Here is a 12,794-nt window from a genome sequence, read left to right on the forward strand (position 1 = left end):
CTTTAGTTCGTTTCCGTTAAATTTCCGTCATGGGGCCCTGCTGCCCGGGGATGGCGATGGGGCCGGCAGCGCCGGGGGCCAGGGGCTTATATTTTTCCTTCTTGGCAAAGAGAAGGTAGAGGACAGGGATGAGGACCAGGGTGAGCAGGGTGGAGCTCGTTAGTCCGCCGATGATGACATAGGCCATGGACTGCATCATCTCCACGTCGCCGCCGATTCCCAGCGCCATGGGCAGCAGGGAAAGGACGGTGGTCAGGGTGGTCATCAAAATGGGGCGCAGACGGGTAGAGCCCGCCTTGATGAGCGCCTCGTGAATTTCCATGCCGTCCTCGGTTCTCAGGATCTTGGTGTAGTCCACCAGCACGATGGCGTTGTTGACCACGATGCCCACCAGCTCCACAAAGCCGATGAGGGAGGGCATGCTGATGGCGGCTCCGCTGATGAGGAGCCCTAAGAAGGCACCGATCATGGAGAAGGGCACCGAGAGCATGACGATGAGAGAATTGCGAATGGATTCAAACTCCACCGCCATGACCATGAAGACCAGCAGCACCGCTGTGGCCAGCGCGCCGTAGAGGCCGTTAAACTCCTCCTGCATGGTTTCGATATCGCCGCCCATAAACTGGCTGACGCCGTCGGGCAGTTCCAGCTTGGAGACGGCGGAGGTAATTTCGCTGGAGAGCTTGGTGGAAGCCTGGGAGGAGGGCTGGCCGGTGATGGTGACGATGTACTGATTATTGTACCGCTGGACCACCTGGGGGCTGTTGGAATAGCGGATGCTGGCCACGTCCATCAGCGGCACCTGCTTCCCGGTCTGGGAGAGGAGCACCACGCCTGACAGATCCGAGACATCCTCATAGCGCCCTTCGGGGTATTCCACCCAAACCTCGTATTCTTTGGAGTTCTGTCGGATGGTGGTGGCCTCCTTGCCCTGCATGATGCTGGAGACAGTGGAAACCACCTGGGCGGGCATGAACCCTGCGGCGGTGGATTTGACCGGATCGACGATGATCTCCGCCTGGGGATTGCCGTCGGAGAGACTGCTCGAGACCGCGACGATGTCCGGGTTTCCGCTCATCAGGTCCTTGACCTGCTGGGAGGCGGCTTCCAGCTGCTCTTGGTCCTTGCCGATGAGGTTGACTTCCACATCGGAGTTGCCGCCCAAAGTCATGGCGCTCATCTGGGACACCTTGACGTCGCAGCCGGTCAGGTTCTTGGTCTTTTCCCGCAGGACGTCGGCGACCTCATAGGTCTCCATCTCCCGATCGCCCTTGAGGTAGACGCTAAAGGAGGCGCTGCCCCCCGACGAGGAGGAGAACATGGAGCCGCCGGTGGTCACTGAATAGTTTTCCACATCGGGCTGGGCGTTGATCTCCTGCTCGATTTTTTGAATGGTTTTATCCAGTTCCGTGAGCTTGAGTCCCGGCTTTGCCTCCACCGAGATGGAGATGACGCCCTGGTCCATCTCCGGCATCAGTTCCATGCCGATAAGGGGGATGAGGGCGATGGAGAACACAAGCAGGCCCACCGCCGCCAGGACAACCAGTTTCTTGTGGTCAAAGGACTTGCGGATGAGACGCCCGTATCCGGCCTCCACCCGGGAGAGCCACCGGGTGATGACGGTGTCCTTCTTTTCCACTGGCTTGAGCTTATAAAAGAGCAGGGGAACGAGAGTCAGGGAAGAGATTAAGGAAGCGATGAGGGCGAACATGATGGTAAAGCCCGCCTGGGAGAAAATCTGTCCCGAAAGCCCCTTCATGACCGAGATGGGGAGGAAGACCACGATGGTGGTGATGGTGGAAGCGATGACCGAGGTGGCCACCAGCTTGGCGCCCACAATGGCCGATTCCCGGAAGGAGCGCTGTTCGTCCCGGCTCCTAAAGCAGCTTTCCAGCACCACGATGGAGTTATCCACCATCATGCCCACGCCCACCACCAGGCCGCCCAGGGAGACCAGGTTGAGGCTCATGCCCCACAGGTTCATCAGCACCAGGGTGGCCAGCACCGACAGCGGCATGGAAGTGGCGACGATCAGGGAGGCCTTGATGTCGCCCAGGAAGAAGAAGAGGACCAGCACCGAAATCACGCAGCCCAAAAGCAGGGCGTTGACGACGCTGTTGATGGAGGATTTGATGTTTTCTCCCGTATCGCTGATAACGTTCATCTCTACGCCGATGTTCTGGTCATTGAGCTTCTGCATGGTCTGGGTGACGCCCTCGGTGACGTCCAGTGTGCTGGCGCTCTGCCGCTTTTTGACGCCGATGGTGATGTTTTCCTCTCCGTTGTAGCGGCTGATGGAGCCGGAGGACTTGGTGGCCTCGGAGATATCGGCGATGTCGCTGAGATGGATGATGTCGCCGGTGCGCAGGGTGATGGGGATGGAGCGCAGGGCCTCCACGGTGTTGTATTCCACGCCGCCCCGGAGAATCAGGGACTGGTCTCCGTGTCCGATGTCGCCGGCGGGGATGGAGAAGTTGGAGGCGGAGATGACCGAGACCACGCTGCTCATATCTAGGTTATACTGGCTCAGGGACTCCTCCCGCAGCTGCACCCGGATATAGTCGGTCTGGCCGCCGGAGACGTCCACCGACGCGACGCCCGTGAGTTTTTCGAGCTCCGGGACTACCTCGTCCTCCACCAGATGCAGGACGTTGGCGTCGCCGGTGGCCTTGGCGGACAGGGTGATGGTGTCCACCATGTCCATGCTCAGCTCAAAGATGACTGGCGTCGTGGCCGTGTCCGGCAGGGAGTTGACGTACATGTTGAGCTTTTCCTGCAAATCCATATGGGCCAAATCCATATTGGTGCCGTATTCCAGTTCCAGCATGACCATGGAGACGTTTTCCTGGGAGGTGGACTGGATATTTTTCAGTCCGCTCACCGTGCCCACGGCGGCCTCGATCTTGCTGGTAACCAGGTCCTCCACCTCCTCCGGCCCAGCGCCGGGGTAGACGGTGTTGATGATGAACATGGGAAACTCCATGGGCGGTGTCAGCTCCATGGGGGTGTTAAAAATGGCGCTGACGCCGAAGATCACCAGGGCCAGTACGCAGATGAGGACCGCCACCGGACGTTTGAGGGAGATTTTTGTCAGATTCATTGCTCACCCTCCGCGGACTTCACCGTCACCTGGACGCCGTCCTTGAGGTTGGGGTGCCAGGTGGAAATGAGCTGTGCGTCCTTGGGGACACCGGCCAGCACCTGAATGTTTTCCTCGTTGGAGATGCCGGTGGTGATGAAGGTTTTCACAGCGATGCCGTTGGAGAGAAGATAGACATAGGGCTCGTTATTTTCATAATAGACCGCGCTCAGGGGCACCATCAGGGCATTCTTGGCTTTGGAGGTGGCGGCGGTCAGCTTGACGGAAAGACCGGTGAGCAGGGAAGCACCGTCCCCTTCGATGCGGGCTTTAACCGGGAACAGGCCGCTCTGCGCGTCGACCATGGAGGCCACTTCTACGATGACGCCCTGATAGGTCTTGCCGCCGGCTTCCACGGTGACGGCATCCCCGGCATCCATTCCTTGTACTGCGGCGGCAGAGGCGTTAAAGGTCACCACCATGATCTCCTTGTTGGAGATGACGTAGGAGGGCGCCTGGGTGGAGACCATGCCCAGAGGCTTGACATTTTTCTGTTCAATGACGCCGTCGATGGGGGCGTAGACCTTGGTGTAGCCGAGCTGCTTTTCCGCAGCTTCATAGGAGGCCTTTGCCTGCTCGAGCGCGGCGGCGGCGCTCTCCTTGGTCTCGGGGACCGCCTTCTCCATGGTGATGTCGTAGCTTTTGGAGGCGGTGTCCAGGGAGAGGGAGGCGGCGTCCAGTGCCTGCTCTAGCTTCTTGACATTGACGTCGAACCCGTCAGACGCCTGCTGATAGGCTTCCTCGGCGGCTTTTTGGGCCTCGAGGGCCTTTTGATAGGCGGTTTGCGTGGCATCAATGCCCTCTCTGACGGCGCAGATCTGTTCCCAGAGCTTGCAGGCAGCCTCATAATCGCTGGAGGGCTCGGAATCGGAGCCACTTTCATCGGGGGCGGAAGTATCCGGCAAAGTGGGGGGCTCGTCGGGGTCGTATCCCATGGCTATGTAGGCTTCCAGCGCCGTATTCAAAGTGGATTCAAGCTTTTGCAGCTCGCTCTTGGTCTGGGCGACGGCGGTGGCCGTCTGCTTTTTGGCGTCCGCCAGCTTGGAGAGTTGGGAGCCTGCCTGATCGTTGAGGTCGTCCAGACCGCTCAGCGCGTTATTATAGGCAAGCTTTGCCTGATCGTAGCCCGACTGGCTCTGTAAAATGGTGGCGTCGAGTCCACTGCCCAAGGTGCGGTTGACGTTGGCTACCGCCACATCGTAGGAGGCTTTGGAGATATTAAACTGTAAAAGCGCATCCTCCGGGTTGATTTCGAAAAGCAAGTCCCCCTTCTTGACGGTGTCGCCCACTTCAAAATAGGTGGCCAGCACTTCGCCGGTTGCTTTGGGGAAGATGTTGACCGACTCGTCGGGCGCCACCTTGCCGATAAAATCGGTAGAGAGGGAGATGTCCCCGGTGGAGACCTTTTGGGTTTCTACCAGTACTTGGGTGTTATCCACCACCTCCGCCGGCTTTTGTCCCACGAGGCGCAACACGATTGCGCCACCGATCACCAGCACGACGGCGGCCGCCGCAATCCAGAGCATGCGCTTGGTATTTCTAGGCTTCTTCTTATCTTGTTCCATGGTCGTCTACCTCCGTTTGTTAAGAATGAGCTTGATCGTTTGGTTGGATGGATAGCAGTTTGTCCAGCTTGGTGAGGCCGCGGACGATGTCCTCCCGGTCTTCTTTTGTCGCCGTCTGATAGAGGGGGAAATATTCCTCCCGCATGGTCTGTACCATGCGGTCCGCCATCTGATGCGCTTTATCGGTCAGGGTAATTTTGACAATGCGCTGGTCGTTGGTGTCCCGTTTGCGCTGGAGCATGCCGTTATTTTCCAGCCGCCGGCAGATGGCGGATAAATTGCTGTTGGTCATATTGAGCTCCTTGGCAAGGTCGGTGATCTTGAGGTTTTCATTGAGATAGAGTTCTCCCAGGACCATGGCCTGGACGCCGGTCACTCCGAATTCGGCAAAGAAACCGTCGATCATATTTTTGAGCTTGAGGTGGATGCTTCGCATCAATTGGCAGATGGATGCCTCAGGAGTATACATCTTTTCAATCCTTTCATGTCTCAATATTTTATGCATGAAATAAAACCAATCATAAATATACCATAGGCATTTTGTAAATACAATGGATGAAATGTGAATGGAGGAAAAATGATCGTCCGGTTTTGGGAGAGAAATTGTATATTATGACCGAGATTGAGGGGACTGAAAAGGGAGGAATACCATGAGGTATTCCTCCCTTTATATGTACGACGTAGATAGCCAACGTTATTCCATGAGGGAAAGCACCTCTCTAGGCTTCCTCCGGAGAATGGGTATTCCTGCCAGATAAATTGATCCTGCTAATATCGCGAGTCCTAGGCCCGCCACGATCAGCATTTCTTTTTCTCCCACAATTACTTGGAAATCCTCCGGTTCCTGGGCAGGAACATCAAGAATAATATGTAATGGAGAAGTTTCCATTTTGGGTAGGCTTAATTCCTTTTGTTCCGGTTGGGCAATTTCCAGCGCTGCATTTCCAATGGGACCGGCCGCCACCTTGGATACGCCCCAAGCACCTCCAAAGGAGATCACCGCCACCAGCAGAAGCTCCACTAGGAGCTGTCCCAGAATTTTTGCTTTGCCGATACCGATGGACTGATAGATGCCAAGCTCACGTTTCCTGCTCTGAACCCCTAGCTTGACGATGAGGTAGAGAAGAAAGAGGCAGGCGATGAGCAGGATTAGAATCAAAATGGTAGAGAGGGTGCTCATGGTGGAAAGGGGCTCGACCGAGGAGCGGTAAGCGGCATCGTCTTTGGTGATGCGGTAGTAGTACCAGTTGACGTCGATTTGTTGGACGCGCTGAATAACAGCATCCAGTTCTGCTGGATCTTCAACAAAAAATTCGATAATACCATAGCCTTCATATCCCATATAGTATTCATTCCAGTTTTGTCGAATTTCCTTTCCTGCTGCCTTGTCGATGAAAATGAAATTTTCAGGAAAAAGTTGTTCAACCGTATACTCAGATGCATCCAACCGACTGTGAATGGTGAAAAGCCCTACGATTTCAAAGGGAATGGGCTCTCCATGGGTTGTATCGTGGTCACCATTCTTGACAATATCATTGCACTCGGCTGAAAAGGTATCTCCAATTTTGAGCCCATTGAGCTTAGCCAGTTCATCTGAGATGACCGCCTTGTGGTCGTCACCTGGCTGGATCTGTCGTCCTTCCACAATTTCAAAAGCGCCTGTCCGGAAGTATTCTTGCAACTCCCCCTTATTAACAGAATAAAATGGAAGCACATTTATCCAATATTTATCCCGATCGAGTTCATCCTTTGTCCCGATAAATCCGGCAACAAGACCAGGTTTTGTTTTTAGATCTTTACAATATAAGTCATATGAATCCACAACAGAATACTCTTTGACCCCCTCCACCGCCATGACCTTTGGAGGAATTCTTCATCAATAGCGGGTCCGGTATAAACAAAAGAAGTATGTGTTCTATTCTCATCCTCCCATTCCTGTGTCTTCCACAGATTGGAGTCCTCTTGGTCCGCAAAGATGGAGAGCTTAAAGCTGCCGCCCAGGCTGGCTCTCAGTTGGGCCGCGGAACGCTCGGCTCCGTTTCGCACGGCCAGGGCGATGAGGATGAGGGTGAAGATCAAAAAGAGCATCAAGAAGAGCAGGATGGTCTTTCCCTTTTTCCGCGTGTCATAGAGAAATGCGCGACGCAGTAGATTCATTAGGACCCTCCTCTCTCATTCTCCCCACCGCTCGCAGATGGCCCCGGCGAGCCCTCGCACGGTGAACACTGTGTAGTCGTGGTCCTCGAGCACCCGCGCCACGGGAAGTTTGGTTTTTTGCTCCAGAGCGTCGAAGACATAAAGCCAGTCTACCAGGGGAATAGGGATGGCCCCGCTGAGCAGGTGGGTGTCTTTGTCCTCCACCAGGTTGCCGGTCCTCTCCTGGATGGCTGCCAAGATCATAGTTTCTGCCTCTTCTCTTTTCACAGTGATTCCCTCCTTAGATTGCGGCCGCGTTTCCTTCCAGCGCCCGGACGATGGCCCGGATGCCAGCTTTCATCTGCGCGTCGTCACTGATATGCAGTACGGGATAGGGGGCGGCGCTGTCGACCCGCTGATGCTTTACGATATAGTCGTCGTCAAGGTGATAAAATTCAAATTCCTGTTCGCTCTCCGCTGGAGAAACCGCTTGTCTGGCGATGCAAAATCCATAAAGCGGCGCGTTAAACTTAAATCTGCAGCAATTCCTTAGCTTTTCCTGGGTGGCTGGGTCCATGGGTTGACCAAAGTAGACATTGAGAATACCGATGTCGATGGCTGCCGCCGAGGAAAGCAAGAGGGCGAGCTCAGAAAAATGATTGTATCCGAACCGGCCGAAGGGCATGATGCCGCCGGGCAGTTCCAAGAGGAGTGCGTCAGGCTTCTCCGCTTGGCAAAGCTCGTAAAAATAGCGGTTGCATTTGAGCACCTTGTCGGAGAAGGAAAGATCGTTTTCCCATAAAAAGTCAGGTGGAGAATACATCCCATAGAGAGGACCAGTGGTGTTGGCGCAGATACCAAGGGGATGATAACCCGCTTCTGCAACTCCCTGCTTCAGATAGAGCATGGTTTCCAGTTTGCTGCAATGGGACCCCATACCCATCACCCCGATGACCGGCACGGGAATGTCTTTAAGGGGTTCCCCATAAATTCCGGTGGCGGGGAAGACCTTTTCAATAGGTGTGAACTGACCGGCGTCAAGCTCTAAAGATTGTGCCAAAGCATTACTGCACAGAATTTCCACGCCCTGTTCCAGCGCTCTTTCGGCGCACGCCTTGTATTTGCTGGTCAGAGCGCCATTTTCGTTGTCCATCAGGATAAGAACATCCTCCGAAGAGATGGCCGCGATGTCGTCGGTGATGGTCACCGGAGCGCCGCTTCTTTTTTTGGCGGCCGCCACTCCCTCGCGAAAGGTGACTACTGTGCCGATCGTGTATTCGTTAAGGAGCGAGTGGTGGCGGAGCATCACTTCCACATCGGGTGTATAGGAAAATACTGCCATGGATTTCATTTAGCCTTCCTCCCTTCACTGCGCTTCCACGTAACCGAATTCCCGAAGAACGCAGGTTTCGTAAAAGTCCTCGATCACCTGATATTTCTTTTCCGCGCAGCCGCAGCGCAGGTTGCACTGTTGGGTCACCTGTAGAGTCAACTGTCCCATGCGGTAGTTGGCCAGGTGCTCCAGAATGTCGGTGGAGGGGTGGCGCATGCCCATCACGGCGTTGGGAGCGAACATACCGGAAGTGGCACGGTATTTGGCAATGGCCGCGCTCTCCTCCGGATCGAGCTCCCCGCGCTCCACCTGGCGGAGCTGTTCATACTCCTCGGGCGTGACCCTGCAAAGTACATTGGCATGCCGGTCATAGACATACTTCGCTCCCGGCGTCTGAAAGGTTTTGATAATCACATTGGCGGCCAGGTTGTCCCTCCTTTTTGATGTCGGCTATTTTGCCATCCTGCAGTTCGATTACCTGATCCATCCCATCAAGTACTCCGAGATGATGGGTGACGATCAATACTAAGTCAAATGCCTCCGTTTCTTTAATAAAGTTATCGAAGTTAGCGCTCGATTCGATATCATAGCTGGAAGTCGGTTCGTCGAGAATGAGGATTTTGGCTTTCCGATGTAGCGCCCGCAGCAGAGCGATCTTTTGGCGCTCTCCACCGGAGAGCTTGGTGCCGTCATTTCCAACCGGTGTATCAAATTCCTCCTGCCACCGGCCGATAAAGTCGGAACAGAAGGAGATTTCTGTTTCCTCCCCCAAAGGATTGTCGTCTAAACAGACATTTTCACGGATCGTGCCGTTAAATAGGTGGATGCCTTGAGTGACGACATTGAAGAGCCTTCGATACGCCTCAATTTCATAGTTTTGGATAGGAACGCCATTCAATAAGATTTGGCCCGAGGTCGGTTCATAAAGGCGGAGTATCAAATTGATGAGCGTACTTTTTCCACTGCCGTTTTCTCCGATGACAGCTATTTTTTCGCCGCGGTGAAGAGAAAAGGAGATATCCTGCAAAATTCTTTTTCCACCGAGCTCCAAACTCACATGGGAAAATTCGATACAACCCGCCCCGTCGGCAGGAAGCTGCCCACTCGTTTCCTCCTCCATTTGAAAGAAAGCCTTCAAGCTGTCCACATTGGGAGTGATCTGCCGAAGGATATATTTGAGTTGGAGGAGGATGGTGACGGGAAGAAGGAGATAGGAGGCAAAGGAGAGAAAGGAGATGAGACCTCCCAGTGTTAGGCTTCCACCGAGAATGAGATAGGCTCCCACTATATATAATCCGGTAAAGACCACCTGCTCCACACTGGTGCTGAGGCTGTTGTTTTTTGTTTGCAGAAGTTGCTGTTTTTTGCTCGCATGGTTTATTTCTGAGACAAGCTCAGAGTATTCCTGCACTTTTTTCTCGTGGAGTCCCCAGAGTTTGATGTCTATAATACCTTGGACTACGTCGTCCAGCCAACGGTGGTAGGCCTTGTTTTGATCCCGTACCTCCCGACTCAAACGCTCCGCCCGTTTGGATAGAAAAGAATTGAGCAAGTATTTTATTGGAATTAGAGCTGTCACACAAAGTGCCAGCCGCCAGTCTAAAAGGTATAGGCCAATGCCGACGCCAACAATTTCAAAGGCCAATATGAATACAGTGAGGAACTGATTTTGTGCAATGGTTAAAATGGCACCAATATCAAAGAAAGCGTCACTAATGATTTTATAAATGCCATGTTCCTTGTAATATGTGGACTTGATTTTCATACCGTGGGAAATAGCCTTGACCTGCAGCTTTTTGCCAATATCGTTGCTGATAGTAATTTCCACTTTTTTCTGCAGGTATTCTATCAGCTGCTTGGAAACATAGAACAATATGAGTAACAATGCACAATAGACAACATGTGGAATTTGTAGAGGTACCAGACCCTTATCAATCATGGACTGGCTGATAAAAGGAGTGATGGAAGCCAGTGCTGATATGAGCAGAGCAAGCAGCATCATACTAATAATTTGAGGCACATATGTCCGGAAAAGTTTCAACAGTTCCCGCAACTTCATGATGCATCACCATATTTCGTTAATTTTTAGTATTTGTAACCAAATTTTATCAAAAAATAAACAATTATTTAACTGTTTAGTATCAGAATAATTTAAAAAATAGCATATGTCAAGCATAATAACGAACAATTATATGCTATAAAATTGTATTTTTTGACAAACAACTACATTGTTTTACAACAAATATAAGACTGCTTCGTGGGTAAAATCAATGATCAGTTATTTTAATTTAGGGAATCTTGGAGAATGAAGAAAGCCCGCATAAACAAATAGTTTATGCGGGCTTTCTTGGCGGAGAAGGAGGGATTCGAACCCTCGAAGCGCTATTAACGCTTACACGATTTCCAGTCGTGCGCCATAAACCAAGCTAGGCGACTTCTCCATCTATTCAGTTTGACACATTCATGGAGCAATAACATCTCACATGACGCTTAATTATTATACGACAGATAGCGCGATTTGTCAACCAGAAATTTCATAAATTTTTGACAGCTACATTGAAGGGAAGAGAGGGAAAATTTATTACTGTTTTCTTATTTTTCCGTCTGGTTCGCAAAAAATACGCTATAATAAGAGTAAGGAAATTAGCCGTAAGTATCGGGCGCCAAGAAGGCAAGTTCGAATATTTGCGCAAAATATCTGAAAAAAGTGTTCAAAAGGCGGTGTTATTATATGAAAGCGCTCATCACTGGAGCAAGCTCGGGATTGGGCCGGGACCTAGCGCGGTTGTTGGCAGCACGGGGGTATGACCTCATCTTGGTGGCCCGGCGTCGTGACCGCCTGGAACAGTTACAAGAAGAGTTGCATTGCCAGGTGGAAATTGTCTGCCTGGATCTCGCTAAAAAGAGCAACTGCTTTGCCCTCTATGAACAGGTCAAACATGAGCCCATCCATATTCTAATCAACAATGCTGGTTTTGGCCTCTTCGGTGCCTTTGATCGCACCAATCTGGATACTGAGCTCGCCATGATTCATACGAATATCCGGGCAGTCCATATCCTGACCAAATTGTTTTTGCAGGACTTTATCCGAAGGGATGCCGGCTATATCCTGAATGTATCCTCTTCGGCTGCTTTTCAGCCCGGTCCGCTGATGGCCTGTTACTATGCCAGCAAAGCCTATGTTTTGCGCCTGACCCTGGCCATCCGGGAAGAGCTTCGGCATCGCCATAGCCGCGTGTATATCGGCGCACTCTGCCCCGGACCCTTTGACACGGAGTTTAATGAGCGGGCCCATGTCCAGTTCGCCATTCCAGGCCTCAAAAGCAAGGAGGTGGCAGCCTATGCCCTCCAGCAGATGTTTCGCAGAAAGGGCGTTATCATTCCAGGAACACTGATGAAGGTTTCCAAATTTTCCACCCGATTGGCTCCTGATGCAATAATCACCCGCATCGCCTACCATATCCAAAGACGGAAAAAGGGTTAGCCACATCACAAACACCCCCAGCCAGTTGGCCGGGGGTGTTTTACAAAATCGAAACTGTAAAGCGACCAAAACCACATCGTGCAGATCTTGACCCTACACAATCATCCACGATTTATTTCAGGAAGGTACGGTAATCCTCTAGATTTTCCCGCAAAAGAGCGGGGGTATCCAGCCCATAGGGGCAGTGGTCGGAGCAATGGTTGCAGTGGATGCAGTTTTCAATGCGCTCCATCTTCGCCTGCCATTCCTCGGCCAGATAGGGGGCGGAGGGCATGCGGCGCAACAGCAGGGACATCCGAGCGCTCATCGGGATTTCAATCTGGGCCGGACAGGGCAGGCAGTAACCGCATCCGCGGCAGAAGTTGCCCGATAGCTCCTGCTTCTCTTTGGCGATGAGGGCCGCGATTTCCTCGTCCATGACAGGCGGCTCCTTGACAAACTGGAGAAACTCATCCAGCTCGCACTCCCGCTGTACTCCCCAGATAGGGAGTACGTGGTCATACTGCCCCAAGAAAGCGGCAGCGGCCCGGGCGTTGGTGATGAGACCGCCGGAGAGGGCTTTCATGGCGATAAAACCAATTTCCCGCTCCTTGCATAGGTTGACAATTTCCAAATCCTTCTCCGTGGCAAGATAGCAAAAGGGAAATTGTAGGGTATCGTAGAGCCCTGATATAATGGCCTCCTTGGCCACATGCAGACGATGGTTGGTGATACCGATGAAGCGGATTTTACCCTGCTTTTTGGCTTCCAACGCCGCCTCGTAAAGACCGGTGCCATCGCCCGGCTTGGGACAGAAATCGGGATTGTGAAACTGGTACAGGTCGATATAATCCGTCTTCATCAGTTTGAGACCCGTCTCTAGATCCTTCCAAAAGCCTTCGGCGTTTTTGGCGGGGGTCTTGGAGGCGAGGTAAAGGTGGGAGCGGACATCGCTCAGGGAATAGCCGATCTTTTCCTCGCTGTCCGTATAGCTGCGGGCGGTGTCGAAGAAGGTGATACCGCCCTCGTAGGCCTTTCGCAGCAATTTTTTCGCCTCATCAAAAGTGACGCGCTGAATCGGCAGGGCGCCGAATCCATTTTTGTCCACGGTGATTCCTGTTTTGCCTAAAGTGACCTTTGACATATGGTTCGCCTCCA

At 52.6% G+C, this 12,794-nt stretch carries 11 protein-coding genes and 1 tRNA gene; 1 reads left to right on the top strand and 11 read right to left on the bottom strand.

The window, feature by feature from the left end:
- Positions 1–16: 16 nt before the first annotated feature.
- The 10 genes from H8709_RS01390 to H8709_RS01435 all read right to left on the bottom strand — a co-directional run bounded on the left by H8709_RS01390 (position 17) and on the right by H8709_RS01435 (position 10,614).
- Positions 17–3,100 (bottom strand): efflux RND transporter permease subunit, encoded by a 3,084-nt coding sequence (locus H8709_RS01390; protein WP_262396585.1) that lies wholly within the window; start codon positions 3,098–3,100, stop codon positions 17–19.
- On the bottom strand, positions 3,097–4,704 hold the full coding sequence (locus H8709_RS01395) for an efflux RND transporter periplasmic adaptor subunit (protein ID WP_262396586.1): 1,608 nt from the start codon (positions 4,702–4,704) through the stop codon (positions 3,097–3,099). The genes H8709_RS01390 and H8709_RS01395 overlap by 4 nt, the downstream gene beginning before the upstream one ends.
- A gap of 19 nt (positions 4,705–4,723) precedes the next feature.
- The gene (locus H8709_RS01400) at positions 4,724–5,140 is read right to left on the bottom strand and encodes a MarR family winged helix-turn-helix transcriptional regulator (protein ID WP_262396587.1); all 417 of its coding nucleotides are present in this window, start codon (positions 5,138–5,140) and stop codon (positions 4,724–4,726) included.
- A 258-nt stretch (positions 5,141–5,398) separates the two neighbouring features.
- Entirely contained in the window at positions 5,399–6,526 is a 1,128-nt protein-coding gene (locus H8709_RS01405) for an FtsX-like permease family protein (protein ID WP_262396588.1), read from the bottom strand.
- Positions 6,493–6,861: a hypothetical protein gene (locus tag H8709_RS01410; protein WP_262396589.1), complete on the bottom strand. Its 369-nt coding sequence runs from the start codon at positions 6,859–6,861 to the stop codon at positions 6,493–6,495. The genes H8709_RS01405 and H8709_RS01410 overlap by 34 nt, the downstream gene beginning before the upstream one ends.
- Before the next feature lie 15 nt (positions 6,862–6,876).
- Positions 6,877–7,128, bottom strand: coding sequence for a hypothetical protein (locus H8709_RS01415; RefSeq protein WP_262396590.1), 252 nt, complete (start codon positions 7,126–7,128; stop codon positions 6,877–6,879).
- Positions 7,129–7,141: 13 nt separating this feature from the next.
- Complete coding sequence (locus H8709_RS01420) at positions 7,142–8,191, bottom strand: hypothetical protein (protein ID WP_262396591.1); 1,050 nt, start codon at positions 8,189–8,191, stop codon at positions 7,142–7,144.
- A 15-nt stretch (positions 8,192–8,206) separates the two neighbouring features.
- Positions 8,207–8,587 (bottom strand): hypothetical protein, encoded by a 381-nt coding sequence (locus H8709_RS01425; protein WP_262396592.1) that lies wholly within the window; start codon positions 8,585–8,587, stop codon positions 8,207–8,209.
- A complete protein-coding gene (locus H8709_RS01430; RefSeq protein WP_262396593.1) occupies positions 8,541–10,175 on the bottom strand; it encodes an ABC transporter ATP-binding protein in 1,635 nt (544 codons plus the stop codon). The genes H8709_RS01425 and H8709_RS01430 overlap by 47 nt, the downstream gene beginning before the upstream one ends.
- 346 nt (positions 10,176–10,521) lie before the next feature.
- Positions 10,522–10,614: transfer RNA gene (locus tag H8709_RS01435), tRNA-Ser, on the bottom strand.
- A 290-nt stretch (positions 10,615–10,904) separates the two neighbouring features.
- Here H8709_RS01435 and H8709_RS01440 point away from each other — a divergent pair.
- A complete protein-coding gene (locus tag H8709_RS01440) occupies positions 10,905–11,657 on the top strand; it encodes an SDR family NAD(P)-dependent oxidoreductase (protein WP_262396594.1) in 753 nt (250 codons plus the stop codon).
- A gap of 112 nt (positions 11,658–11,769) precedes the next feature.
- Here H8709_RS01440 and H8709_RS01445 read toward each other — a convergent pair whose 3' ends face one another.
- Entirely contained in the window at positions 11,770–12,780 is a 1,011-nt protein-coding gene (locus tag H8709_RS01445) for an aldo/keto reductase (RefSeq protein ID WP_262396595.1), read from the bottom strand.
- Positions 12,781–12,794: the final 14 nt, after the last annotated feature.

Source organism: Zongyangia hominis, from assembly GCF_014385095.1.
Lineage (GTDB): Bacteria > Bacillota > Clostridia > Oscillospirales > Ruminococcaceae > Zongyangia > Zongyangia hominis.